We start from the raw sequence: 24,999 nt of genomic DNA, 5'->3' as shown, positions 1-24,999 counted from the left end.
TCTGGGTACGCCGTAGGCGCGCTCCCATTGAAGACGCCTTGGTCCTATTCTGCCGGGATGCGGACCTCTCCTCACGCGAGACTTGGACCCGCGCCCGACCGGCCGCGGCAGTACCGAACCGCTGGCTCGCGCGGGTATGCATCGATTCGTGCCCCCACTCGCGCTGCCATACTCAACCGGTGCATGAGCTGGAGCAGATCCTCATCCTCTTCTTCGCGGCGGTCCTCCTGGCCGCCGCCGCGAGGAAGCTCGGCGCCCCGTCGCCGGTGTTCCTCGCGCTCGGCGGCGCGGCGCTGGCGCTGGTGCCGGGAGCGCCGGAACTCAGCTTGCCGCCGGACCTGGTGCTCGCCCTGTTCGTGGCGCCCATCCTGGTCGACGCGGGCTACGACGCCTCACTGCGTGATCTGAAGGACAACTGGCTGCCGTTGACGAGCCTGGTCGTCGTCACGGTGGGCCTTACCACCGCGGCGGTCGCCGTGGTCGCCCACACGCTCGTCCCGACGCTGCCCTGGGCGGCGGCCATCGCCCTGGGGGCCATCGTCGCGCCGCCGGATGCCGTGGCGGCCACGGCGGTCCTGCGCCCGCTGCATCCGCCTCAACGCATCCTGGGCGTGCTCGAGGGCGAGAGCCTCCTCAACGATGCCAGCGCGCTGCTGATCTACCGACTGGCGGTCGGCGCCGTCGCCTCGGGGGGCTTCGTCGTCCAGGCGGTGGCGCCCGCATTCATCCTCAGCGTCGTCGGGAGCCTCATCGCCGGGCCAGTGCTCGGCTTTCTGACGCAACGGCTGCTGGAGCGGGTCCAGCACATCCCGACGGCCATCCTCCTGCAGTTCGTTGGCACCGTCGCGGTGTGGCAGCTCTCCGAGCGCTTCGGGCTGTCGGGTGTGCTCACCACGGTGGGCTTCGCCATGACCCTGGCGCGCCTCGCGCCGGCCCGCATCGAGGCGCGCGTGCGCGTGCCCACCAATGCCGTCTGGGCGACGGTGGTGTTCGCGCTCAACCTGCTCGCCTTCATCTTCATCGGGCTGCAACTGCGACCGGTCCTCATCGAGCTTCCCCAGGCGACCCGGGACCAGTACCTGTCGGTGGCCGCGGCCGTGCTGGCGACCGTCATCGCCGTGCGCATCGCGTGGCACATGACCTTCAACCACCTGCTCCAGTTCTTCGGCGGCCGCCACAGCCTGCGCGCCGCGCGGCTGATGCTCAGGCCCACCGTGGGCAGCGGGCTCGTCATTTCCTGGGCCGGCATGAGAGGCGTCGTCACGCTGGCGGCGGCGCTGGCGCTGCCCGCGAAATTCCCCGGCCGTGACCTTATCCTGTTGACCGCCTTCCTCGTCGTCCTGGGGACGCTGCTGATCCAGGGGCTGACACTCAAGCCGCTGCTGCGCGCACTCAAGCTGCGCGACGACGACCCCGTCGGGGACGAGGAGGCCGCCGCGCGACAACGCATGCTGGAGGTCGCGCTGGCGCGCATCCCGGCGGAGACGTCTCCAGCGCTCGACCTCGCTCGCAAGAACCTGAAGATGCACCTGGGACGTCCGCTGCACGACCCGGGAAGCGCCGCCGCTTCGTTCGGTACCGATTACGACGCGGCCTACGAGGGCGCCCTCAGCGCGGCGCGCCAGACCTTGCTGGACATGCGGGACGCCGCGGAGATCGGCGACGACGCCTTCCACGCGCTCGAAAACGAACTGGATTGGCTCGAAGCCTCCGATCCCTTGCGTGCCGCGAATGCGGACGCCGTACCGTAATGACGCCGCCCCCGAGCGCGGGTCCAGGATCTTCCCTACCGGTTGGATTTCGCGACCCTTCCCTACCCGCGTTGCAAGGTCGGCGAGCACGCCTCTCATCCATCGTCTTGTACCGGGCATTCCTTCGCAACGGGCTACTCGCACGGTAATTGCCACAGAAGCGCATGTGCGTTGTGCACAGTCTCGCAAGCGGCGAGCCGCTAGCAGCGAGCAGCGAGCAGCGAGCAACAAGGAGTTTGCGGAGGGCGCATGAAAGTTGACCGAGACCATAGGGAGCAGCGCCGCGAGCAGCGGCGCCCGCTCAGTCAGCGCGCGACGGCGCATGACCGTCAGGACCATCGCGAGGCCGCGTTCACCGAGCGCGAGCGCGAAATGGCCGAGCGAACACGCCGAAGCGCGCGCATGTAGTCGTTGCCACTTCAGCCTTCGAGAAGGCCAAATGCTCCTTCACCGAACGCTTTGCCGGTGCGCCAGTTGCAGGGGCCGACGACCTCTGTAAACCGTTGAGGATCGTCTGGTTCACAGGCTCTCGCTCATCCGAGGGGCCCCACGCTCAGAGAAGCGGCAAGGTCGCAGGCGGCTCCGTCCGTTCGCCTAGCCCCGCATGACAGAGCAGCCATGTGTCATGGGTCGCCTCGCCCACCCGCCGCGCCATAGACCTGGCCAGTCGCATAGCTCGATTCGGAGGATGCCAGCAGCACGTAGACAGCGGCCAGCTCCGCCGGTTGGCCGGCACGTCCCATGGGCGTGTCGGTGCCGAACTTCTGCAGCTTCTCCTGCGTCTGCCCGCCGCAGACCTGCAGCGGTGTCCAGAACGGACCCGGTGCGACCGCGTTGACGCGGATGCCCTGCTTGGCCAGCTGCTTGGCGAGACCCTTGGTGAAGATCAGGATCGCCCCCTTGGTGGTCGCGTAATCGAGCAGGTTCTCGCCGGGATCGTAGGAGTTCACCGAGGCCGTGTTGATGATGGCGCTGCCTTCGCCCAGGTGCGGGATCGCCGCCTTGCACAGCCAGAACGGCGCGTAGATGTTGGTCTTGAAGGTCCAGTCGAACTGCTCGGTGCTGATGTCCAGGATCGATTCGTGGCTCTGCTGGCGGGCCGCGTTGTTCACCAGGATGTCCAGGCCACCGAGTTCGCGCACCGCGTCCGTTACGAGCTTCTGGCAGAACGCTTCGTCGCGCAGGTCGCCGGGCAGCGCGATGCCCTGCCGTCCGGTCTCCCGGATCAGCTCGATCACCTCTTTCGCATCGGGCTCCTCGTCGGGCAGATAGTTGATCGCGACGTCCGCGCCCTCGCGGGCATAGGCGATGGCGGCCGCCCGACCGATCCCGCTGTCGCCGCCGGTGATCAATGCACGACGGCCCGCGAGGCGGCCGTGCCCCACGTAGCTCTTCTCCCCGTGGTCGGGTCGCGGCGTCATGTCGCGCGCGAGGCCCGGCCAGGGCTGCGACTGCTTCGGAAAGGCGATCTTGTCGGAAGAGGACATGTCGGGCTCCTGATTCGAAGTCGGTGTGCGGCATCCGCGTCAGACAGCTGCGGCAACACGCATGCCCAGTCCGCCTTGCGCCTCACGCGGACCGCAGCCGGCCCAGGTGGGTCGAGAAGCCGTCGGGTGCCCGGCCCTCCTGTCTCGCGCTCGTCACCACGCGCACGGTGTTGGTCCAGGCGATGCGGACGCCGAGCGCGTGGAGACGCTCCACCAGCGCCACGTCCTCGCGCGTGCACAGCGTCGGAAATCCACCGGCCTGCTGATAGGCGCTCACGCTCACCCCGAGGTTGGCGCCATGGATGTGCCGGTGGTCCTCGGTGTCGAAGTAGCCGGCCTCGTAGGCGCGGCGCTCCTCGGACGTGAAGCCCGTCCAGTCGTCCACCTCGACCACGCCGCAGACGGCCTCGCTGCGCAGCGCCAGCTGGCGCGAGAACCAGCAGGGCGCCACGACGGAATCCGCGTCCGTGAACGCCAGCCACCGGGCGCCTTGCTCGATCAGGGCCTGCGCGCCCGCCGCGCGGGCGACGCCCACATTGCGGGCATCGACGGCCAGGCATTGCGCGCCGAAGGCGTGGGCGATGTCGCCGGTCCGGTCGCGGCACGCGTCCAGCACCACCAGGATGCGGACTTCCTCGCCTTGCAGGTCCGGATGCGCGGCGGCGACCCGCAAGGCCTGCAAGGCCCTGCCGATCAGGGCCTCTTCGTCATGGGCGGGAACCACCGCGCCGATCATGGCCGCAGGCCCTCGCGACGCGCCACCGAGCGATCGTCCGGACTCCAGACCTCGACGAGGAAGTCCTCCTCCTCGTGTCGCAACAACCGGGTCCAGCCGGGCCGCTGCCGGAACGCGGCGCCCATCAATCGATGCACCTCGTCACCGCTGCGGATATAGTCGCCCTCCGGATGCCGCCAATGGCTGGCGAGCAGCGTGCCGCCGGCGTCCAGGCTCGCTATCGCGCCATCGAGGGTCGGCCGGAGGGCCTCGTCGTCGAGGTAATAGCCGATCTCGCTTAGGACGATCAGGTCGAACCGTCCCTCGGGCCACTGCGAAGGTAGCCGGGCCTGCGACACCTCGACATGCGACAGCCCGGACAGTCGCTGACGCGCATGGGCCACGGCCGTGGCGCTGCCGTCGCTGCAGAGCAGCCGGTCGCAGCGCTGCGCCAATCCGGCGCTCAGTTCCCCATTGGCGCACGCGGGCTCGAAACCTCGCGCGTAGCGCTCCGACGGCAGGCTGGCGAGGATCTGCGCGCGCTTGCGCCGTTCGTACCACCGCGTGCGGTAGCCCCACGGGTCCGCGTCCTTGCTGAACAGATCCTCGAAGTGGTCGGCCAGCGCGTCCTGTCCCGAGGGGCCTCGGGCGTTCATGACGACCGCTCCAACACGAAGAAGAACTCCGCCGAGCGCAGCAGGCGATCCACGGCTTCAGGGAACAGCACGGGCGGACGGTCTCCATCGGGCGTCAGCTGGCTGCGGTGCTCGGACAAGGCAAGCCACTTGTCCTCGAGCGCGCGCCCGGTTAACGGCAACTGACGCAGGCGCTGCCACGGCACGGCAGGGTCTCCCGGTCGCGACCAATGCCAGGTCCACACCGGCATTTCCAGCAGCGTGGCCCCGCAGGCCGCGCTGGCTTCGGCGCAGGCCCGGCCGACGGCTTCATGGTCGGGATGGCCGTCGTGGCGCCAGGTGGAGATGACGACGTCGTGCGGCTGCAGCTGGCCGGCCAAGGCGTCGACGAGCCGCTCCTCATGGTGCCGCACCTGACCATCGGGAAGTCCGAGCCCGTGGATCGGGGCGCGCAACCCGAGATGCCGCAATCCTTGCGTGCGCTCCTGCCGGCGGCGCGCGGCGAGCCGCGCCGGCGTCCAGGTCGTCGACCCGGCGTGGCTGGCATCGCCATCCGTCACGCCGATCACGAGGACCGTCGTCATCGATGACATGGCTGACATCGACGGCCAGCGCTGCGTCGTCGCCCGCGAGCGGGCCGCCAGCAGCGACAGCAATCCGCCACAGCCCAGCACTTCATCGTCCGGGTGCGGCGCCACGACGACGACCCGCGAACCATCCGGAACCAGCTCGTCGATCGACGTGGGCGGCACCTGCCACAGCGGCATCCACTGCCGCCAGGCCCATTCAGGCGTCCCGGTGCCCTCGATGCGACGGTGCGACAAGGGCCCCGCCGTCGCCGTCAAATCGGGTTGATGCGTCTGCGGCATCGGCAGCAGATCCGGGAAGCTGAGATCGATGGTCAGAGCGTCCATGTCGTGTCCGCCTGTTGAGAGAGCGCTTTGCCGAGCGCGGCCAGATCCCGGTCGCCATGGCATTGGCGGATGAACACAGGCAAATCCGCTGCCAGCCGGGCAAAACCTTCTTCATGGCACAACGGGCCCGCGCCCATCGCGCGCGTGGCCGCGCGCAGCACCTGCTGGGCGCATTCATCGCTGGAGGCGCGCGTTCGCAGCGCCCAGACGCGCGCGTCGCGGTCGGGATGGCGATCGATCCAGGCGGCGGCCTCGCGCAGCAGCGCCGCATTGGCGCTGAGCAGTCGATCCACCTCGCCGAGTGCCAGCGCCCGATGCCAGCCGGGATCGCCGACGGCGTTCGCGCTGCTGCCGGTGCCCGTGCCGGTGCCGGTGCCGGTGCCGGAAGATGCGAGCGCCGCGGTGCGGGCGTGTGCCATGAGGACGTTCGCGATGGCACACGACGCGCCATGCCAGCAGGCGGCGATGCCGATGCCCCCTTGCCAGAACCCAGACCGGGACAGGTAGAACCCCGCCGGCCCGACCAGGCGAGCCGGGACCGCGTCGAATCGCACCGATGCACTTGCGGAGTCCGCCATGCCGACGGCTTTCCAGCGCGACGCATCGAGGGTCACGCCCGACTGCCGCAGATCGACATCCGCAAGCCAGGGCCCCTCCTCCTGGTCAGCGTGGGACCCGTCGTCCGGCCAGACCGTCAGCAGCGCCCGATCCAACGCGGCGGCACCAGAACACCACGCTTTGACGCCGTCCAGTACGACGGCGTTGCCATCCAATGCGCGAAAGACCACACGCGCCCCCGGAGGCTCCGCCGCCCACATGCCGTACGCAGGGGCCGCGGATGAGGGGCCTCGCGGTGCTGCAACGCCCACTTCGGCGAGGATGGCCATCGCGTCGGTGTGTCCCTCGAAGAGCTTGACGAGCGACAGATCCACAGCGGCCACGGTCGCCAGCGCAGACCAGCGCTCCAGGGTTCGCCCACGTCCTGGCAGCGGCAGCTCGGCCCGCCCCGCGTCGATGAGGGCACGCAGGCGTCGGCTTGGCTCGACATCGCTCATGGTCGTGCGCTCATGGTCGGGCGCTCGCGGAGGGGGTGACCCGCATAGTGGGCAAGATCGCAAGGGTCGCGGTGGAAAGCATGGACCGGTTCCTGAAAAGGGCGCCCCGCCTGGCAAGGCCGCGGCGGGAATCTGAACCGGTCGATAGCAAGCGCGGTGCCTGCGCCAGGTGGACAGATGTCCCCCTAGCGTCGAAGCGCGTTCCGGCGAGGGGGTGCTCGGTCAACGCCCGTTCGGGTCGTGGTCCTTCGCGCTCCGCTCGTTTTTGCGCACGCCACGCAGATTCATCGCGAACAGACCGACCTGCAGCACGATCAGGGCGTAGGAATGACTGAAGGCCCCCCAGACGCACCACAGCAGGTTGCTCAGGACAAAGGTCCAGAAGCCCCAGGTTCTTCGCCGCGCGCTCTGTCCGCCCACCAGCCAGGCGGCAATGAGGGTGACGGCCATGGCGGGCCATTGAAGCGCGTCGAGCATGCCGTTCATGTTGTTCATGTCCACGCACGGCAATCGGCCCGCCAACGGCCAAAAGCGACGCAACGGCCCGCACGGCTTGTCGCTTGCCGAGCTTCCGCAAGCAATCACACGGAGCCCACGGCATGTCCGTCACCCCTCGCATTGGCACGGCCGGCTGGAGTATCCCCAGGGACGCGGCCGGCAGCTTCCCCGGCCAGGGGAGCCAACTGAATCGATACGCGCGCGTCCTCGGGTGTACCGAGATCAACACCACCTTCAGCCGCACTCACCGCGAGTCCACTTTCGGCCGCTGGGCCGAAGAGACGCCGAGTGACTTTCGGTTTTCAGCAAAGCTGCCGAAGGCGATGACGCACGAAGCGCGCCTCAAGGTCTCCCGGGCAGATGTCAACGCATTCATCGAGTCGCTCGCGGGGCTGGGCGAGCGGCTCGCTGTGCTGCTCGTCCAATTGCCTCCGTCCCTGGACCTGGAAACGAGGACGGCGCGGACCTTCTTCCGTGCTCTTCGCGCCGCCTTCAACGGCGCGGTGATGTGCGAGCCCAGGCATCCGAGCTGGTTCACCGAGGCTGCGCAGCGGCTGTTGCGCGAGGAGCAAGTCGGACGCGTCGCGGCAGATCCCGCGCGTCCCGTCGGCGCTGACGTGCCGGGCGGGTGGCTTGGCGAGGCGGGAGACGGGCGTGGCGCCACGGTTTACTACCGCTGGCACGGATCACCGCGCATGTATTGGTCCGCTTACGACGACGAGTGGCTCCTCGCGCGAACCTCAGAGATGGCCCGATGGCCGGCTGGCACCGATGTCTGGTGCATCTTCGACAACACGGCGTCCGGAGCGGCTGCGGACGATGCCCTACGGTTGCAGGCCTTGCTGCGACGCACGTTTTAGCTGCTTGGTACCGGCCGCTCAGGCGGTCCGCACGCTGCACTGGCTGCACTGGCTGCACGGCTATTGCCGTTGCTGCCGCCACTGCACTTGGATCAGACCAGACCGAGCTTGGGGGTCGCGCGGAATGACGCGCAGGGCCTGCTCATCGCCTGCACATCGCCAGAGCGACGGCGCGCGCGCCTCACGGGCGAAAGGAGCCCGGGTCCAAGGCATAACGCCATGCGGCCGATCGCTGAAGCGACGTCCGGATATCGTTGGGTTCAGGATCGAGCGTGATGCCGAGCTCTTCGCAGACCAGCACGCACCCGGTGGCGGCAGCGCCGGCGCAGACCTTGCGAATGAACCCGTCAGTCTCATCGGCACGAGCGTCGAGGCGTGCCTGCACCTGCGACGACCCGTCGGGCTCCATGACGACATCCACCCGGTTGCCGTATCTGTCGCCGAAGTAGCGCCACTCCCGCATCATGGTCTGGCTCGGCCCGACGCTCTGCGACAGCCGCCCCATCAAGCGTTCAGTCGATGCCGCAGAGAGTGTTCGCCCGTCTTCAGCATGCTCAAAATCGAGATCGAACTGCCATACAGCCATGTGACTCTCCTACGCGGCACGCTTCGCCACCAGAGGATCAGACCTTGAACTCTTCGCGCTTGCGTCCGGCCGCCTCGTAGTCGCTGAGCCATCGGGCGGCGCGGCCGCGGCCGGACCAGGTGTTCCCTGGGTTGGACGGATCCCGGTAGAGCACGGGCGCGGTGGCCCCGGCCTGGGTGGTCTTTCGCTTCGCGCCCGACGCGTACGGTTGCAAGGCCACCAGAGCCTCGTCGACTGAGAACCCTGCCGCTTCCAGCTTCTTCGCGATGCCATCGACGAGCACCTTCAACTCCTCGTCGCGCTTTTCGGTGATCTTGTGCTCCAGCTCCCTGCTCAGCTCCAGCAGTTGAGCGTAGGACAGTTTGGACACATCAACGGTGGTCATCGAGTTCTCGGAAGGAGTGATTCATGCGCGCATGGTATCCGCCGGATCAGTCGTGCTCGCGACAACTGGAACCCTCGTCGCCTCGATGCCAGCCTGGTCGCGCTTGCCGGGCATAGAGTCGGTCCGCGCCTGCGGATGATCGCCGTTGTCGGGCGTCCCCCACGGGAGACGCGAAGGCCGATGAGGCATCTTTGTTAGCCACGCCGTCGTCGAGCCGCGCCGATGAGACGCCGCTGCGAGCGGCGCCAGCCACCGCCGATCTTCATCGAGCATCAAGAGGCGGAGCGCGGAGAGAACACCGCTGCGGTTAGACTTCGCCTTGGGTGCGACGCGATGAGGCGCTCGCAGGTTCATGCGAAGGTCGGGCCGCCTCGCGGCACTCCTTTGCGCCATCCACCATGCACCCTCAGGCGATCGACCTGATCGCGGCCGGCTTTTTCGCCGCCGCGCTACTCCACACCTTCGCCGCCAAGCAGTTCGAGCGATTGTCTCGACAGTTTCCCCGGCACGCGGGCCTCTTCCATCTCCTTGGCGAAGTGGAGGTGGTGTTCGGCTTCTGGGCACTCGCTCTCATCGCCACCCTGGCTGCTGTCTTCGGTGGCGCCGACGCGGTCGCCTACGCTGAGTCGCGCAATTTCGCCGAACCGCTCTTCGTGTTCGTCGTCATGGTCGTGGCAGGCTCTCGCCCGGTGCTCAGCGCCGTCCTGGGCGCAGTGGAGCATCTCACGCGCGTTCTGCCAGCGCCACGGGCGCTGGCCATGACCTGGCTCGGTCTTGCCGCCGTTCCGCTGATGGGCTCCCTGATCACGGAGCCCGCGGCCATGACCCTCGCCGCACTGTTGCTCGCCCCGCTCGCGTTCCGATCCGACATCCCGGAGCGGCCGAAGTACTTCGCGCTCGGCGTGCTGTTCGTCAATGTCTCCATCGGCGGCACCCTCACCTCCTTTGCCGCGCCGCCAGTCCTCATGGTGGCCAGTGAATGGGGCTGGAGCAGCGCGTTCATGGCCAGCGCATTCGGCTGGAAAGCGGCGTTGGCGGTGCTTGCAAATGCCACGGCAGCGTCGTTCGTGCTGCGAAAGCATCTGCGGGATCACGTACCGGCATCGGCGGATACTCCCGGTACCGCCGCCGTGCCCTGGCCCGTAATCGCGCTGCACCTGGCCTTGCTCGCCGGCATCGTGATGATGGCCCATCACCCCGTTGTCTTCCTTGGGCTCTTCTTGCTCTTCCTCGGGGTCGCCCAAGCCTACGATCGCTACCAGGAGCCGCTGTTGATTCGCGAGGCCTTGCTGGTGGCGTTCTTCCTTGCGGGACTCGTGGTCCTGGGGGATTGCAGCGCTGGTGGCTGCAGCCACTCGTGTCGGGCCTGCAGCCGCTGGCTTTGTTCTTCGGCGCGCTCGGCCTGACGGCCATCACCGACAACGCCGCACTCACCTACCTCGGCTCCCTGATCCCGAGCTTGAGCGACCAGGCCAAATACATGCTGGTGGCCGGCGCGGTAGCTGGCGGCGGCCTCACCGTTATCGCCAATGCGCCGAATCCGGCCGGCATGGCGCTGCTGAAGAACGGCTTTGCCGATGAAACGGTCGGCGCGGGCGGATTGCTCCTGGGTGCGCTGGCCCCTACCGCTGTCGCCGTGGCGGCCTTCCTGCTGCTCTAGGTGCGATCTGGACGACTACGCAGATCGGGCCGGCTCCTGCGCGGAGCCTCCCGGCAGCCGCGCCAGCCTGGCTAACTGCGCCTGGGCCAGCCGGTGGTAGATCGGCACGCTGATCCATCGGGACACCAGGCTCGCCAGTAGCGCGGCGGCCATGAGGCTCAAGACCATCGAGTGGCCGTCCACCATCTCCATGACGATGATGAAGGACGTCACAGGCGCCTGCGTCACCGCCGCGAGGAACGCGGTCATGCCGATGGCGATCATGACGGCCGCGCCCTCGGTGGTGTGGGTCAGTTGGGCGATGTCGCTGCCGATGCCCGCGCCGATGGCCAGCGAGGGCGCGAAGATGCCGCCCGGTGCGCCCGACCAGACGGCCAGCCACGTGGCGACGATGCGCAGCGTGACGTAGAGCACCGGCAGATCCAGATGCCCCTCGACCAGACTCTTGGTGTAGTCGTAGCCGCTGCCGTCCGTCGCGCCATGGCTGACCAGGCCCAGAACGGCGATGGCCAAGCCGCAGCCAAAGGCGAATCTCACCGGAAACCGCGCGCGCCACTGACTGAAGCGATCGTTGCCGCCGAGCAGGCTGCGCTGCAGGAGCCGGGAGAAAACGCCTCCGGCCAGGCCGCAGCCGAGAGCGGTGAGCAAGCCCGGCAGCAGGTGCGCCCAGGTGAGGTGCTCGACGCGCAAGCGGCCGAAGTAGCTGGCATTGCCGAAGACCGAGACGGCCATCAGACCCGCCAGGACGATGGCGGCGATGATGAGGCCACTGCTGCGCTGTTCGATCTTGCGAGTGAGTTCTTCGATGGCGAACATGACGCCCGCGAGCGGCGCGTTGAATGCAGCGGCGATGCCCGCGGCCCCGCCTGCCACCAGCAGCCCGTCGTGATTCATCGGTGAGCGCCGAGGGAGCCAGCGCTGGGCGTGCTGCATGACACCCGCCGCGATCTGCACCGACGGCCCCTCGCGGCCGATGGCCAGCCCCCCAGCAGTCCGCCCGACACCAGCAGCAGCTTTGCGAGACTGAGCTTGAGCGATACAAAAAGTCCCTGTTGCTCAGCGCCGACCTTGGGTGACAAGGCCGCCATGACCTGAGGAATGCCAGAGCCTGCCGCACCGGGTGCGAAGCGCCGTGTGAGCCACACCAGCCCAGCGGTGCAGACGGGCGTCCACACCAGCGGCGCCCACGGCGACCACGCGCGCAGCGTCGCGAAGCCTTCGATGGCCTGATCGCTGACCCACGTGAACAGCACGACAGCCAAGCCCGCGGCCACGGCAAACGCCAGAACAACGATGCGGGCCAGCCATTGACGCCAGTCGGTCAGGTCCTCCCGTACGGCGGATAGGAAGTCAGGCTCGGCATGCGAGCTGGCCTCGGGATCGTGATCCAGATGGGGATGGGGATGGGGATTGGGATGGGGTTCAGGACGGGGATCTCGATCCTGGACCTCGTCTTGCGGCGCTACGGGCAGTCCCCGAGCTTCGTTGTCACCTGCCATGCGCGGAGTATCTCGTCGTGTGATAAGTGCTCGAAGTGTGCGAAGTGCGCGGAGTGCGCGGAGTGCGCGGAGTGCGCAAACGCATGGCGTCCGCGCGAACCGTTGCGCTCGAATCCACGACTTCGCCGGCTGGGGCATGGCGGATACGACGGTCGTGATGCCAGGCCGTCACGCCAAGTCACCTCGCCCGGCGCAGCAATAGCCAACGCGCGAACCCCTTCGCAGAATCTCAACCTCAGGCAGCTGACTCAGTCTCCCCCGCAGCCGACAACAGCCGGCGATAGTGCGCTTGGAGCAGATGATCGGGTGCCAGTGAGGTCGCTTCGGCCATGAAGCCGATTTCGGGCAGATTGGGCTGGGATGTTTCGTGTTGGCGAAAGATCGCCACCGCGCGCTCTCGCAACGCCTTTTCACCAGCCGCAAACCGCCGGATGACGTCTCGCTCCGCGCCTGACATGCTTGGCATGGATCACCTCCTGGCAGCATTCTAGGGTGGCGCCCCGGCGGCCAATCAGCGCGTCACTCGCACTTTGAAGCCGGTCTGCGCGTGCAGCTCCGCCTCCGCAAGCCGTTCGGCCTCGCCTGTGGCGAAGTACGGTGCGCCGCCGTGCGGCCGAGCTCGTGGCGAATTCTCGCTATGGCGTTGTCAGAACAATCGCGAAGCGGGAACCGTCGGCGCGAGCTTCTGAATTGCCTTTGACTCACGCGGCGCATCGCACACACGCTTGCTCCGATCTCGCTGCTCGAAGGCTTCGCGACGCGCGTTATCCGTCCTGCGTTCCGTGGGCTTCGCTTGCCAGGGGTTCATCTCGCTCTCCTTGAAATGTAAGGAGGTGTTGGCAAACCGCCCTCCTAAGCGCAGCGGCGCACCCGTTCTTTTGGGCGGAAGGACGCCCATGACTAAGCAACCCGGAAGGAAGATCGCGATGGTTGGAGTCAGCCGCGGCACTCCATGGCCGAAGAGCCTGGATGTCACGCAGCGGGTGCACGAGGATCCCATGCGCGACCGTTCACTCGTTGGTTTGCTCGCTGGTTCGCTCGTTGGTTCGCTCGTTGGTTCACTTGTTGGTTTGCTCGCTGGTTTGTTCGCTGGCCTGAGGGTGTCCACGTAAGCCGGGCTTTCGTGAGAGCGCTTGGAAGACGCTCTGAAGTCACGTGCCATCGCCATGAGCAGGCGAAGCTTGGACTCAGACCTCTCGTGGTCCTTCGCTGGGGAGCGCCCTCGCGGCGCGACCGCCTGTGGACCACCTCTTACCGACACACGCCTCAGTCGGCAGAGATCCGCGAGTGGACGTCGACTCGCGGCAACGTCCTACAACGCCACCGCACCTTGGCTGCTCCTTCCCGCACGGCCTCGCAATTATTGTTGGGCGCATGCCAGGAGGCACCATGGTCACATCTGCCCGCTCCATCGCATCGCTCACGCTCAGCTTCGGTCTGGTCAACGTGCCGGTGAGGCTGTTCTCGGCGACCGAATCCGGATCTGAGATCCGTTTCAATCTGCTGGACAAGGACGGCTCGCGCCTGAAGCAGCAGTATGTCAACGAGCGGTCCAAGAAGGTGGTGGATCGCAAGGACATGGTCAAGGGGTACGAGGTCGAGAAGGACCACTTCGTCCTCTTCACGCAGGACGAACTCAAGAACCTCGAGGAAGGCAGCAGCCACGTCATCGACATCGTGTCCTTCGTCCCACAGGCCTCCATCGATCCCCTTTTTACGACAAGAGCTATCTGCTCGCGCCAGACAAGCGCGGCGCCAAGCCCTACGCGTTGCTCGCGGAAGCCATGCGTCGCTCCGACCGCTGCGCGCTGGCCAAGTGGGCCTTCAAGGCCAAGCGGTACATCGTGCAGGTGCGAGCCAATGCCGATGGGCTCATCCTCCAGCAGCTGCGCTACGCCGAGGAGGTGCGCTCGCTGGCGGACCTCAACATCGAGCATGCGCCCGTCTCCAGCAGCGAGCTGCAACTGGCCCTGAAGCTGGTGGAAACGATCGCGGAGGACGACTTCCGCCCCGAGGAGTTTCAGGACGAGGAAAAGGCGCGTGTGCTCGCAGCCATCGATGAGAAGGTCGCCGGCAAGCAGATCGTGGCGTCGTCACACACCGAAGACGAGGTCGTCGCGGGCGGTCAGGTCATCGACCTCATGGAGGCATTGCGCTCAAGCCTCGCCAAGAAGCCTGCCGCCAAGGCCGATAAGGCCGATAAAGGCGATAGGGCCGACAAGGCCGTCAAAACGCCCTCCAACGTCACCAGGCTCAAGGCCGAAGCGGCTCCTGCCGTGCGCAAGCCCGCCAAACGCGCAGCCCCCACGCCTGAGCCCGTTTCAGCGCCGGCGCCCAGAACGCGAGCGCGCAAGTGAACATGGCTTCGGGCGCCGACTATTCCGCGCGTCAGGTCGACAAGCTGGTGGGGCTGCCGCGCGCGTTCATCCGCTCACTGACGGACGCCGGAGTGGTCCACCCTGACTCGTCAGGAGGCTTCTCCCTGCAAGACCTCATCGTGCTGCGCACCGCCAAGGGGCTGCGCGATGCCCGCATCCCGCCGAGGAAAATCATCCAGTCGTTGAAGAACGTGCGCGCGACCCTGCCCGGGCCAAGGCACCTTGCCAGCGTGCGCGTGCGAGCCAGCGGTGGCACGGTGGAGGCGGCCGACGGCCACGGCACGCACGATGCGCTCTCGGGTCAGCGGCTGCTCGCGCTGGACGAGTCAGCGCCCGCCGAGCTGGCGCCGGACGGTCCGCGGGCTCCAGCCGCGGCGCGAGGCGCAGCATACTGGTGCAAGCAGGCGGTCCGACTCGAAGCCTCGGACGCGGCTGCGGCCGAAAGCGCCTATCGGCGGGCGATCGACCTCGATCCGTGTATGAGCGCGGCGTACGTCAATCTGGGCGCGATGCTGTGCGAGGCCAAACGCTGTCTGGAGGCGGTCGCGCTGTACGACCAGGCTCTTGAGCACTGCGGCCAGACACCGCTCGTTCACTTCAACCGCGGCGCTGCTCTAGAGGACTCCGGCCGTCCTGCGTTGGCGGTCGACGCCTATCGGCGTGCGCTTGAGCTGGACGACACCCTCGCCGACGCGCACTACAACCTGGGTGTGTTGATGGAGCGCCTGGGAGACACCCAGGCGTCCCTGCGCTACTTCAGCGCCTACCGGCGCCTTCACCGCGAATAGCGTCCTTAGGCCCTGGCCCTCCTCCTCGCTCCTACGCCAACCCTCCACTCCACCCTCACCCCTAGGGAGACCAGCATGGCTGACGACAAGACCAAGACCGGTGGACAGGACCGCGCCCGCATCAACGTCAATGAGGACTACGAGCTTCGGGACTGGAGCAAGAAGTTCGGCGTGACGCCCGAGCAGCTCAAGGCCGCCGTCAACGCGGTGGGCACCAGCGCGGAGGCGGTCGAGGCGCACCTGCGACACACCAGACGTTGATACCGTGCTGGTCGCAAGCTGGAGCGCCGTTGATCGCCCACGGTCTTCAATCCGTCAGGCAAGGTTCGCCTTCCCCGCGGCCGACAGCGATGGCTGGCATCCCGCCTGCCCATGAGAAATCACGACAGCCCACCACGCGATCCCTTTCACAGGAGCAGCCGATGTCCGAAGAAGCCAGCTTTGCCGCCCCCGCCGACGAACCGGCCGCCCCGACCATTGACGTCAACGATGACGCGCAGGTCCAGTCCTGGGCGAAGAAGCTCGATTCGTCCACGGCGCAGATCCGTGACGCCGTCAGGCTGGTCGGAGCCAACGCGGCCGACGTCGAGGAGCACCTCAAAGGTTCGCGCTCCACGACCAACGCAGAACAGACAAAGCGCAACGGCTGACCTGGCGCCAATCAAGAGATGACGCAGCATCCGACAACCCCGGACGGTCGCTACTTCGTCGTTCGTGGACGCCTCTGGCGCCGCACCAATCCGTCGCTCTCAACGGCGCGCGCTGCGGCGCTGGTGGCAGAGCTCATGGACGCTCGCCGACAGCTCGCCCGCAAGGACCTGAGCGCAGACGAACGGGCACAGGCCCGTGCCCGGGTCGACGAGGTCAAACGCGAACTCGGCGAACGGGGGGACGTCTGGTGGAGCGACGGCGCGCCGGACTTCAACCGCCACATGGCGGCCACGACGCCGTATGCGGACTGGTTCAGCACACTCGCAAAGAACCAGGTCTAGCGCGGCCTCAAAGCAAATGCACGGGCAGCCGGCAGACCGCCCGAAGCGGCCTGACACAGCAGTCGCCTCCCCAATGAAAACTGCGAACGCTTCTATCAGAGGCGTCGCGATGAATGTTGACTCCCACTGGGCCTCGCCCAGCCCTCGCGCAACGGTCTGTCGCCGAAATGCGCGGGCGCCACCGCGGCGACTCACAAGCTCCTACAAAAAAGTGCGGCGACGGCTGTCTCTCCTAATCCTGGGCAGGCGGTACCTTCCTCGGTCAGCACAGTCTTCCGCGAGCACCATGAGAACCGCACCTCCCCATGAAACGGCACATGCCGCGCGATTGAGCGTGGAGTCGACCTCGGAGGTCCTTGAGCGAATCCTGGCCGAGGACCTCGGGCAGGATGCCGTGCAAGCCATGGTCGATCAGGCGGCGCTCAGGGAAGTTGACGACGAGGCCCAGGCCGAGTCCAGCTATCGCGCCGCCATCTCGTCTGACGCCAATCTCGTCAGCGCGCACACGGCGCTCGCAGCGCTGCTTTGTCGTCAAGGGCGCCAGGAGGAGGCCCTCGACATCACGAACGCCGCGCTGGAGAGTTGCGACAACAACGCCAGGTTGCATCACGTGCGCGGCTGCATCCTTGAGTCTGCGGGGCGCCTGGCCGCCGCCATGGAAGCCTTCGGGCGCGCGCTCCGGCTCGACAGCAGTCTGGCGGAGCCTCACTACCGGCTCGGCGTGCTCTGCGAGCGCCTGGGCGCCCCGGTGACTTCGGCCAGGCATCTGGAGGCTTACGAGCGACGCGTCGCCGCACTCAGGTTCGACTCGCGTCTGAACTGACGGGCCAACGCCGCGACGTCGCATTCTCCGCGTACCAGCCCGCGCCTGTCGGGGCCGCGGCCGCGTTCGAGCGACGTTCTTGCGAGCACTGCCTTTGCGCAGTGCGCTGCGGGAATGCCACCTGCCTGCCACGGACACCTTTTCTCCTCGGGTGTCTCATGACCTCTCGCTCCTGCACATTGCTGCTCGTTTTGAGCGCCTGCCTGTCGCTGACGGTCCGCGCGCAGCAGGGGACGGCACCGATGTCCCCATCCGCACGCACGTGTTCAAGCCCGACAAGGTGCAACCCACCCAGGCGCGCCTGAACGGGCTCAAGGCACCGCCCGGCTTCAAGGTATCGATCTTTGCCGAGAACCTGAAGAATGCCCGGATCATCGCGGTGGCGCCTGATGGACGCATCTACGTCAGCCGCCGCGATACCGGCGATGTCCTGCTCCTGGAGGACCGTGACGGCGACGGCAGGGCAGACGGCCCTGGCGTGAAGGTGCTGGACCGGGCCGGCGCCCACGGGCTCGCCATCCACGACGGAAAGCTGTACGTGGCCACGGTCAAGGAGGTCTTCGTGGCGCCGCTGCAGGCCGATGGTCGTGTCGGGGAGCCAAAGCTCATCATCGGCGACCTGCCCGATGCGGGCCAACATCCCAATCGAACCCTGGCATTCGGGCCGGACGGCATGCTCTACATCAGCGCTGGATCGACCTGCAACGCGTGCAACGAGAGCAATCCCGAAAACGCCACGCTGCTGCGCGCGTCCGCGGACGGCCAGAGCCGCGTGATCGTGGCCAGCGGGCTTCGCAACACGATCGGCTTCGACTGGCATCCCGCCACCGGCGAGCTCTGGGGCATGGACCATGGCATCGACTTTCTGGGCGACGAGATCCAACCCGAGGAGCTCAATCGCATCGAGCAGGGCAAGCGCTACGGCTGGCCACATGTCTGGGGCGCCGGCGGCATCAACCCGCAGAGCACCCCGCCGGGGGAGATCACCAAGGAACAGTGGAAGGGCGACAGCGTGCCGATGACGCTGGGCTACAAGGCCCACGCCGCGCCGATGCAGATGGTGTTCTTCAAGGGGGAGGACGCTTCCCCGCTGAGTTTGCCGGCGACGCCTTCGTGACGATGCGCGGCTCGTGGAACCGCAAGGCGGCGTCGGGGTACGAGATCGTGCGCATCCGCTTCGCCGATGGCAAGCCGCAGCGCTTCGAACCCTTCGTCAGCGGATTTCTGACCGACGGCGGACGCACCCACATGGCGCGACCGGTCGGCCTCGCGTGGGCCAAGGACGGATCGCTGCTCATGGCAGACGATGCGAACGGGGTGATCTATCGCGTGGCGTATGAAGGCAGGGAAAAAACTGCCGCGGCGATGGAACCTCCTGCCGACGAGATGAAGCGTCAGGCGCAGCGCGGTATCGGTGTTCCCCTCGCGAAGGATCGATCGGAGACAGACGCGCGCGATGCGACTTCTGCGACTTCTGCGAAGTCCGCGGCGTCTGTGGCTTCCATCGCCCTCACCTCCACCGCTTTCGGACCAGATGCGGCGATTCCCAGGAAGCACAGCGAGTACGCCGATGGCGTGTCGCCCCCGCTGAGATGGAGTCCTGTGCCCGGGGCCAAGAGCTATGTACTCCTGGCCGAGGATCCCGATTCCAAGCCCATCACGCCCTTTGTTCACTGGGTCGCCTGGAACATTCCCCCCGAGGTGACATCGCTGCCCGAAGGTCTGCAGGAGCAGGAGCGACTGACCGAGCCCGCAGGGCTGATGCAAGGCGCCACGAGTCGGGGCTCGGTGGGGTACTACGGCCCGCGTCCCCCGGTGGGCGACCCGCCGCATCACTATCACTTCCAGATCTTCGCGCTGGATACCCTCCTGCAGCTGCCCCTTGGTGCGACCCGCGACGACGTGCTCAAGGCCGCCACCGGCCACGTGATCCGCAAGGGCGAGCTGGTCGGTACCTATCGCAAGGAGGTCAAACCGCCGAAGTGAGGCAACGCCGTCCCCATAAGCCTGCTGCAGGACGTCCTTGGGGACGGTCTCAATAGGCGTTGAGTGGGCGTGACAGTGGACGTGACAGTGGACGTTGCGTTCATCACTTCACACGATCAGCGAGTCAAAGAAAGGAGCCGGGGAACATGTTCGACATGCACGTGCCATGGTGGGAGCTGCTTGCGCGCGCGGCGCTGATCTATCTCGCGTTGTTTCTGATGGTGCGGTTATCGGGCAAACGCACCGTCGGACAGTTCACCCCGTTCGATCTGCTCGTCGTGATGCTGCTGAGCGAAGCGGTGAGCAACGGGCTGAGCGGCGGTGACGACTCCGTGGCGGGCGCCTGGATTCTGGCCGCCGCACTGATCGTCATGAATGGCGCCATCGGTTTTCTGGGATCGCGCAGCCCGCGCCTGGAAGCCTGGCTTGAGGGCTCGCCTGTCCTGATCGGGCGGGACGGGCAGTGGTTCGAGGCCGTGTTGCGCCGGCATCGCCTGGGCATCGCGGATGTCGAAAAGGCGCTGCGCGAGGCCGACTGCGAGCTGGCGGATCTTCACATGGGCGTGCTGGAAAGCGACGGGAGCATCAGCATCCTCAAGCGCAAGTAACGTCAGCGCGACGGCGCTATCCGCGCCTTCAGCACTTCTTTCATCCACATCAACGCCCCTTGCTTGCGCTGATCCGACTCCGCCGCGGTGCAGTCTGCGGGGACCGCGACCCGATAGCCCCTGACATAGGCGTCCATCGCCGTGCACTTCACGCAGTAGTCGGTCGCCAGTCCCGTGATCACAAGGTCCTTGGCCGCGAGTTGCTCCAGCAGCAGGTCCAGCGGCGTGGCGTAGAAGCCTGAATGACGAGGCTTGAGGATCATCAGGTCGGTCTTGGACGGCGCGAGCAGCCGCGCCAACTCCGCCGCGGCGCCGCCCGCTCGCTTGCATTCACGAAGCAGCGTGCGCACGTCCGAGCGCCACTGGCCGAAGTTGTCGTTGACGTAGATCACGCAGGCGCCGTCTTGATGGAATTGCTTCTTCAAGCGGGCGGCCGACCTGGCGGCCTCGACGGCCGCCTGCGCGATGAGCTCCGCCCCATCGAACGACAGCGGGTTGATGAAATCGACCAGCAGCAGGACCTTGCGGGAACGGGGCATCCCCGTTCCGCTGGCGACCTGATGATCGATCTCACGTGCCGGCTTGGTCATTGCGAAGTGAGGGGCGATTCATAGGCATGCATGAGCACGCATGGCCACGCATGAGCACGCATGAGCAAGCAGGAGCCACCCCGAGCCAGTACTTGGCGAGGGATGGCGCTGTCTCAATGCGCGGTCTGGTACTGAGCAAGCAATTCGTCCTTGCGGCTCTGAATACGCTGACCCAGGTCCACCAAGTCAAGCTTGGACTTCTTGGCCTTGGGGAACATCTCGTTTTGCTCTTCCTTCACGTGGTGCTTGACCCATTCGCTCATCACCTTGACCTTCGCGTCGTAGTCTTCGCCGTCAGGCTCCACGCCTTCCACGGCGGCGATCAGATCCTTGATGCTCTGGTGCTCAACCCGGGCCTCGGGCACGAGCTCCTTGTCACGCAACGCGGCCTGCACTTCGGGATAGAAGATCTCTTCCTCCACTTGCGCGTGAACGGTCAGTTCCTGGCAGATCTGGGCGACCAGTTCGCGCTTCTTGGCGGTGGAACGCGACTTCTCGAACTGCTCGAACAGGTCGGCGACCTTCTTGTGGTCAGCCCGAAGCAGCGTCACCGCGTCCGGGGTGCGTGGCGAAGCCTTCACGGTGGATTTTCGAACGGCAGTGGATCGGGTCGTGGCTGTCGATGGCATGTGGCCTCCTGGCGATTGCTGGAAAGTCGAGGTTTCAGCTGCGCGAGCGCGGTGCCGCTGGCGAGCCGTGAGGATGAATGGCAAACGACAGACCTACCGCCCTCGCCAAGGTGCGAGCGGCGCGAGTGAACAGGGCACGCATTCACCCCGCGCGACTGCGCAAGACACGGCGGCAACGCGCTCGCGTACCGGCCGCCCTTCCCTCCCGCAGATCGATGGGGGCGATTGCGCGGCCCGATTGCGCGGCTTGATTGAGCGGCCCGATTGAGCGGCCCGCTGAGCGATCCTGCGAAAGGCGCCCGAGCGTAACCCCAAGGCTCACGCTCGTGTCCTGTTCATGGCCACGTCCGCGCCGCTATCCTGGGGCAACAGGACTGCTCGCCCCAAGCCTCAAATGCGTCACTCTCCGCCCAGCACCTCCCCGGCGACCACCCTCGACTTCTCCGCACCGCCCGTGGAGCTCGCGCGCTCACTCCTAGGATGGACAGTGCTCGTCGACGGTGTCGGCGGACGCATCGTAGAAACTGAGGCCTACGACATGGACGATGAGGCGTCGCATAGCTTTCGCGGCATGACACGTCGCAACGCCGCGATGTTCGACGCGCCCGGCTCCACCTACGTTTACCGGTCCTATGGTCTGCACTGGTGCTTCAACATCGTCTGCCGCGAACGCGACCATGGCGCAGCGGTTCTCATACGGGCGCTGGAGCCCACGCATGGACTGGAGCGGATGCGCCAACGTCGCCAGCTCGAAGATCCGCGCCTGCTCTGCTCCGGGCCTGGCAAGCTGGCGCAGGCCCTGGGGATCACCGCGGCGCTCGACAGACGACGCATCGACGAGCCTCCGTTCGAACTTATCGCGCCGCCGGACATGGATCAGGCAGCAGACATCGCCAGCGGCACGCGCGTGGGCATCTCCAAGGCACAGCATCTCCCGTGGCGCTTCACCCTGGCAAAGTCAAGATTCCTCAGCAGGAAGGTTTGAGCGAGGGCCGGTTATCGGCGCTTCCGTCGGGGCGACACACAAGGATGAACGCTTCAACGCAGTGGTCGTGTTTTACGTGTCTTACCCATGAGATCGAGCAGGCCGCGCTCCAGCGCGCGGAAATCAAAAGGCTTGAGCCAGTACGCGCTGGCTCCCGCGCTCAGCGCGGCCTCGATGTCAATCACGTCGTTGCTTGCCGAGAGGATGACGAGCGGGACGCCGGCCAGCGTCGGCGCGGCCCGGCATTGGCGCAACACGTCGAGTCCGTCCATGTCCGGCAGACGCTTGTCCAGCAGCACCGCGTCCGGCACCTCGCGCAAACAGGCGGCGAACCCAGTTGCACCTGTCAGCGCGACCTCCAGCGTGAGTTTCGGATACTGCGCGGCCCAGTGCTGCATCAACAAGGCGTTGACGGGCTCGTCTTCCACATACACGAGCCTGCCTGAAAGGCTTTCGCCCGGCAAAGAAGCGGCATGCATCCGTTCCTCCACATCCATGTACTGACCCTCGCCTCGCCTGACCTCGTCACCAGGCGACTGCCTTGAGGTGGGCCAGTCGAGGTGGTGGCACTGCTGCAAGAAGTCAAGTAAGCCTGGGGTCGTCCGGCCTCGCTTGCTTCCTAGGTGGGTTGCTTGTTCTTCTACGAGGCGTTGTCCGTGGCGGATCACTCGCCGTTCGACAAGTTGGGTGAAGAACGTAACCCGAGGCACTCCGGTGACGTGACGGACTGGCGTCCGGCACCGTACTTGCTCAACAGTGCTATGGCGCCAAAGTTGTCAGAGGCTCTTCACACGTGGCAAGAGGCAGAGGCGCACGCTCGCCACCTCGATCAAGCGCTTGCCTCGGCGGTCTCGCGTCTGGACCTTGTCGAAGCCGAACGCGTCGCCTGGGAACTTCGGCATCAGCGCAGCTATGCAGGCGAGATGTTGACGACGACGCTGCGCCTCCTCGCGGATTGGAAGGAAGGCCCATAGTGCCGAATTTCCTCACGGCACCGAACCGCGCCGCACCGCGCCTCATCCAGCCCGCGGCACTACCATCGCCCCTCCCCACTATGGTCTGGCGCCGACGCGGTGGGGTGGGTGTCGAGGCATCCTTGCGCCGCTGGCTACGATTTGTTGGCGCTACCCGGCTCCGTGATCTTCCGGTGCTGCTCAGCCAGCATCTCGGCCGGCGTGACGTTCGCCAACACGGCCTGGATCTTGTTCTTCCAACCGGCGACCACCGAGCCTTCGCCATCTTCCATCGCCTCATAACCGGCCTTGGCAACCTCCACCGGCGGCTGCTTCTCGTCAGTGCCCACCTTTGTATCGGTCAAGTCCGCTCGGCGGAAGAACTCCGTGTCGGTCGGGCCCGGCATCAGCACGGTCACCGACACGTGGGTGTCCTTCAGCTCGTTGCGCAACGCATAGGCGAACGAGTCGATGAAGGCCTTCGTGCCGTTGTAGACGGCCTGGAAGGCGCCCGGCATCAGGCCGGCGATCGAACCGGTGATCAGGATCTTGCCGGCGTTGCGATCGCGCATCTCGCGTCCTACTCGCTGGATGAGGTCCAGCGTCCCGGTGATGTTCGTATCGATGACGTGACGCACGCCCTTGAAGTCCTGGTCCAGGAATGCGTGACCCAGTCCGTGACCCGCGTTGGCCAGCAGTGCGTCGACGCGCCGGCCCGCGAGGGCCTCATGGACCGCGTCCACACCGGCCATCGTGGCTAGGTCCGCGTTGACGAGCTGCACGCTCGCCCCTTCGGCGCCGCAGGCCGCCGCGGTGTCTTCCAGCGGCCGATCGGCGGCGAGCAGCAGATCGTAGCCATGACGCGCGCATTCCAGCGCCAGCTCGCGGCCGATGCCACTGGACGCGCCGGTGACCACTGCCAGCGGCCTTGTGACGATGTCATTCGAGTTCATGATGACTCCTGGTTCAATGCGTGGGGAATGGCGTCAGCACCACCTTGCGGCAGTCTTCTTCCTTCTTGTTGAACACCTCGTAGCCGTGCGCCGCATCGGCGAGCGGCATGCGATGGCTGACGATCACCTCGGGCTTGAGCGTGCCCTCCTCGATGTGTCGCAGCAGCTCGGGCATGTGGCGCTGGGCGTGCGTCTGACCGCTCGCAAAGCTCAGTCCCTTTTCGAACGCGTCACCGAACAGGAAGCCGTGGATGAACCCGGCGTACACGCCCGGCACGCTCACGACGCCGCCGCGGCGCGTCGCCGCAATGGCCCAGCGCAGGGACGTGCCGCTCGAGCCTTCCAGCTTGAGCGTGGACAGGACCGTCTCGACAGTGCTGCCCTTGGCCTCGAACCCGACCGCGTCGATCGAGGCGTCCACGCCGCGATGGTCGGTCTGTTCGATGATCAGTTGCGCCGGATCGTCGACCTGGTCGAAGTCGATGGGCAGCACACCGTACGTCTCCTTGGCGAACGCCAGCCGATACGGATGGTGGTCCACCATTAAGATGCGTTCCGCGCCAAGCAGCCGCGCGCTGGCAGCCGCCATCATGCCCACCGGGCCCGCGCCGAAGATCGCCACACTGGAGCCGGCGGTGATCTGTGCGTTCAACGCGGCCTGATAGCCGGTCGGCAGGATGTCGGACAGGAAGAGCACCTGTTCGTCAGCCAGACGCGTGTCGGGAATCACGAGGGGGCCGACGTTGGCCTTGGGCACACGCACGTACTGCGCCTGGCCACCGGCGTAGCCACCATACAGGTGGCTGTAGCCGAACAGTCCGGCCCCGGGACGAATGTCTTTCTTGTTGAGAATCGCGCCGCGTCCGGGGTTAGTCGTCTCGCAGGCGGCAAAGAGCTTGCGGCCGCAGAAGAAGCAGTCGCCGCATGAGATCGTGAACGGGACGACGACCCGGTCGCCGGGCTTCACATTGGTCACGCCGCGCCCTACCTCCTCGACCACGCCCATGAACTCATGGCCGAGGATGTCCCCCGACTTCATGTCGGGGATCTTGCCGCGATAGATGTGCAGGTCGGATCCGCAGATCGCGGTCGCGGTCACGCGCAGCAGCAGATCGTCATCGGCGGCGAGCACCGGATCAGGCACGGTTTCAACGCGCACATCTTTGGCGCCGTGATAAGTCAAAGCAAGCATGGAAGTACTCCTGACCGCCGCGGCGGCTGCAATGGGTGGAAGTCGCTTGGTCAGGCAACTTCAGTACCCACGGTACC

26 protein-coding genes and 3 pseudogenes are annotated in these 24,999 nt (G+C 66.5%); 14 read left to right on the top strand and 15 right to left on the bottom strand.

The features are described from left to right. Positions 1-38 precede the first annotated feature (38 nt). Positions 39-1,751: a cation:proton antiporter gene (locus ACQ859_RS16945; protein ID WP_431261897.1), complete on the top strand. Its 1,713-nt coding sequence runs from the start codon at positions 39-41 to the stop codon at positions 1,749-1,751. 623 nt (positions 1,752-2,374) lie between these two features. On the opposite strand, the gene ACQ859_RS16940 is transcribed toward ACQ859_RS16945, so the two are convergent. From ACQ859_RS16940 to ACQ859_RS16915, 6 genes are all read right to left on the bottom strand, one after another. Next, positions 2,375-3,238 (bottom strand): SDR family oxidoreductase, encoded by an 864-nt coding sequence (locus tag ACQ859_RS16940; protein ID WP_431257526.1) that lies wholly within the window; start codon positions 3,236-3,238, stop codon positions 2,375-2,377. 82 nt (positions 3,239-3,320) lie between these two features. After that, positions 3,321-3,974 carry a glycosyltransferase gene (locus tag ACQ859_RS16935; protein ID WP_431261896.1) on the bottom strand — a complete coding sequence of 218 codons (654 nt, stop codon included), beginning with the start codon at positions 3,972-3,974 and terminating at the stop codon, positions 3,321-3,323. Beyond that, positions 3,971-4,609, bottom strand: coding sequence for a class I SAM-dependent DNA methyltransferase (locus ACQ859_RS16930; RefSeq protein WP_431257528.1), 639 nt, complete (start codon positions 4,607-4,609; stop codon positions 3,971-3,973). Before ACQ859_RS16930 ends, ACQ859_RS16935 begins: the two co-directional genes overlap by 4 nt. Next, on the bottom strand, positions 4,606-5,502 hold the full coding sequence (locus tag ACQ859_RS16925; RefSeq protein ID WP_431257529.1) for a PIG-L deacetylase family protein: 897 nt from the start codon (positions 5,500-5,502) through the stop codon (positions 4,606-4,608). Before ACQ859_RS16925 ends, ACQ859_RS16930 begins: the two co-directional genes overlap by 4 nt. Next, positions 5,490-6,557 carry an acyl-CoA dehydrogenase gene (locus ACQ859_RS16920; protein WP_431257530.1) on the bottom strand — a complete coding sequence of 356 codons (1,068 nt, stop codon included), beginning with the start codon at positions 6,555-6,557 and terminating at the stop codon, positions 5,490-5,492. The genes ACQ859_RS16925 and ACQ859_RS16920 overlap by 13 nt, the downstream gene beginning before the upstream one ends. Before the next feature lie 222 nt (positions 6,558-6,779). Continuing rightward, the gene (locus ACQ859_RS16915) at positions 6,780-7,052 is read right to left on the bottom strand and encodes a hypothetical protein (protein WP_431257531.1); all 273 of its coding nucleotides are present in this window, start codon (positions 7,050-7,052) and stop codon (positions 6,780-6,782) included. 104 nt (positions 7,053-7,156) lie between these two features. Between ACQ859_RS16915 and ACQ859_RS16910 the strand changes: the two genes are divergently transcribed. Beyond that, positions 7,157-7,915: a DUF72 domain-containing protein gene (locus tag ACQ859_RS16910; protein ID WP_431257532.1), complete on the top strand. Its 759-nt coding sequence runs from the start codon at positions 7,157-7,159 to the stop codon at positions 7,913-7,915. 181 nt (positions 7,916-8,096) lie between these two features. On the opposite strand, the gene ACQ859_RS16905 is transcribed toward ACQ859_RS16910, so the two are convergent. Together ACQ859_RS16905 and ACQ859_RS16900 are read right to left on the bottom strand one after the other, a co-directional pair. Beyond that, positions 8,097-8,501 (bottom strand): hypothetical protein, encoded by a 405-nt coding sequence (locus ACQ859_RS16905; protein ID WP_431261895.1) that lies wholly within the window; start codon positions 8,499-8,501, stop codon positions 8,097-8,099. A gap of 37 nt (positions 8,502-8,538) precedes the next feature. Continuing rightward, complete coding sequence (locus ACQ859_RS16900) at positions 8,539-8,886, bottom strand: H-NS family nucleoid-associated regulatory protein (protein WP_431257533.1); 348 nt, start codon at positions 8,884-8,886, stop codon at positions 8,539-8,541. A 398-nt stretch (positions 8,887-9,284) separates the two neighbouring features. On the opposite strand from ACQ859_RS16900, the pseudogene ACQ859_RS16895 reads away from it, so the two are divergent. Then, positions 9,285-10,546, top strand: a pseudogene (locus tag ACQ859_RS16895) (putative Na+/H+ antiporter). Positions 10,547-10,561: 15 nt separating this feature from the next. On the opposite strand, the pseudogene ACQ859_RS16890 reads toward ACQ859_RS16895, so the two are convergent. Beyond that, a pseudogene (locus ACQ859_RS16890) lies at positions 10,562-11,634 on the bottom strand (chloride channel protein). A gap of 646 nt (positions 11,635-12,280) precedes the next feature. Further along, positions 12,281-12,511: a hypothetical protein gene (locus tag ACQ859_RS16885; protein ID WP_297532549.1), complete on the bottom strand. Its 231-nt coding sequence runs from the start codon at positions 12,509-12,511 to the stop codon at positions 12,281-12,283. 923 nt (positions 12,512-13,434) lie between these two features. Here ACQ859_RS16885 and ACQ859_RS16880 point away from each other — a divergent pair. The 9 genes and pseudogenes from ACQ859_RS16880 (at position 13,435) to ACQ859_RS16840 (ending at position 19,620) form a co-directional block, all read left to right on the top strand. Further along, positions 13,435-14,402 (top strand): annotated as a pseudogene (locus tag ACQ859_RS16880) (Ku protein). A 2-nt stretch (positions 14,403-14,404) separates the two neighbouring features. Further along, positions 14,405-15,211: a tetratricopeptide repeat protein gene (locus ACQ859_RS16875; protein WP_431261475.1), complete on the top strand. Its 807-nt coding sequence runs from the start codon at positions 14,405-14,407 to the stop codon at positions 15,209-15,211. A 75-nt stretch (positions 15,212-15,286) separates the two neighbouring features. Further along, positions 15,287-15,472 carry a DUF3606 domain-containing protein gene (locus tag ACQ859_RS16870; RefSeq protein ID WP_431257536.1) on the top strand — a complete coding sequence of 62 codons (186 nt, stop codon included), beginning with the start codon at positions 15,287-15,289 and terminating at the stop codon, positions 15,470-15,472. Positions 15,473-15,633: 161 nt separating this feature from the next. After that, entirely contained in the window at positions 15,634-15,861 is a 228-nt protein-coding gene (locus tag ACQ859_RS16865) for a DUF3606 domain-containing protein (RefSeq protein ID WP_431257537.1), read from the top strand. Positions 15,862-15,879: 18 nt separating this feature from the next. Beyond that, a complete protein-coding gene (locus tag ACQ859_RS16860; RefSeq protein WP_431257538.1) occupies positions 15,880-16,203 on the top strand; it encodes a hypothetical protein in 324 nt (107 codons plus the stop codon). 334 nt (positions 16,204-16,537) lie between these two features. Then, positions 16,538-17,026, top strand: a complete 489-nt coding sequence (locus tag ACQ859_RS16855) for a tetratricopeptide repeat protein (protein WP_431261894.1) — start codon at positions 16,538-16,540, stop codon at positions 17,024-17,026. 79 nt (positions 17,027-17,105) lie between these two features. Beyond that, complete coding sequence (locus ACQ859_RS16850) at positions 17,106-18,143, top strand: PQQ-dependent sugar dehydrogenase (RefSeq protein WP_431261893.1); 1,038 nt, start codon at positions 17,106-17,108, stop codon at positions 18,141-18,143. Positions 18,144-18,145: 2 nt separating this feature from the next. After that, entirely contained in the window at positions 18,146-19,012 is an 867-nt protein-coding gene (locus ACQ859_RS16845) for a YbhB/YbcL family Raf kinase inhibitor-like protein (RefSeq protein WP_431266577.1), read from the top strand. Positions 19,013-19,158: 146 nt separating this feature from the next. After that, complete coding sequence (locus ACQ859_RS16840) at positions 19,159-19,620, top strand: DUF421 domain-containing protein (protein WP_431257543.1); 462 nt, start codon at positions 19,159-19,161, stop codon at positions 19,618-19,620. 2 nt (positions 19,621-19,622) lie between these two features. Here ACQ859_RS16840 and ACQ859_RS16835 read toward each other — a convergent pair whose 3' ends face one another. Both ACQ859_RS16835 and ACQ859_RS16830 read right to left on the bottom strand, forming a co-directional pair. After that, positions 19,623-20,159: a cysteine hydrolase family protein gene (locus ACQ859_RS16835; protein ID WP_431257544.1), complete on the bottom strand. Its 537-nt coding sequence runs from the start codon at positions 20,157-20,159 to the stop codon at positions 19,623-19,625. 164 nt (positions 20,160-20,323) lie between these two features. Further along, positions 20,324-20,839 (bottom strand): hemerythrin domain-containing protein, encoded by a 516-nt coding sequence (locus tag ACQ859_RS16830; RefSeq protein ID WP_431257545.1) that lies wholly within the window; start codon positions 20,837-20,839, stop codon positions 20,324-20,326. Between the two features lie 394 nt (positions 20,840-21,233). Here ACQ859_RS16830 and ACQ859_RS16825 point away from each other — a divergent pair, with 394 nt between their 5' ends. Next, a complete protein-coding gene (locus ACQ859_RS16825) occupies positions 21,234-21,824 on the top strand; it encodes a DNA-3-methyladenine glycosylase (protein ID WP_431257546.1) in 591 nt (196 codons plus the stop codon). A gap of 53 nt (positions 21,825-21,877) precedes the next feature. Here the strand turns inward: ACQ859_RS16825 and ACQ859_RS16820 are convergent, their stop codons facing one another. Continuing rightward, positions 21,878-22,321 carry a response regulator gene (locus ACQ859_RS16820; protein ID WP_431257547.1) on the bottom strand — a complete coding sequence of 148 codons (444 nt, stop codon included), beginning with the start codon at positions 22,319-22,321 and terminating at the stop codon, positions 21,878-21,880. A 135-nt stretch (positions 22,322-22,456) separates the two neighbouring features. Here ACQ859_RS16820 and ACQ859_RS16815 point away from each other — a divergent pair, with 135 nt between their 5' ends. Next, positions 22,457-22,798, top strand: coding sequence for a hypothetical protein (locus tag ACQ859_RS16815; RefSeq protein WP_431257548.1), 342 nt, complete (start codon positions 22,457-22,459; stop codon positions 22,796-22,798). A 134-nt stretch (positions 22,799-22,932) separates the two neighbouring features. Here the strand turns inward: ACQ859_RS16815 and ACQ859_RS16810 are convergent, their stop codons facing one another. Then, the gene (locus ACQ859_RS16810) at positions 22,933-23,730 is read right to left on the bottom strand and encodes an SDR family NAD(P)-dependent oxidoreductase (protein ID WP_431257549.1); all 798 of its coding nucleotides are present in this window, start codon (positions 23,728-23,730) and stop codon (positions 22,933-22,935) included. Between the two features lie 13 nt (positions 23,731-23,743). Next, positions 23,744-24,922, bottom strand: a complete 1,179-nt coding sequence (locus tag ACQ859_RS16805; protein WP_431257550.1) for a zinc-dependent alcohol dehydrogenase — start codon at positions 24,920-24,922, stop codon at positions 23,744-23,746. Positions 24,923-24,999: the final 77 nt, after the last annotated feature.

The sequence above is a fragment of the Roseateles chitinivorans genome (assembly GCF_050632235.1).
GTDB lineage: Bacteria > Pseudomonadota > Gammaproteobacteria > Burkholderiales > Burkholderiaceae_C > Roseateles > Roseateles chitinivorans_A.
The sequence above is the reverse complement of the archived record's forward strand: the minus strand, read 5'-3'. Positions and strand labels throughout refer to the sequence as shown.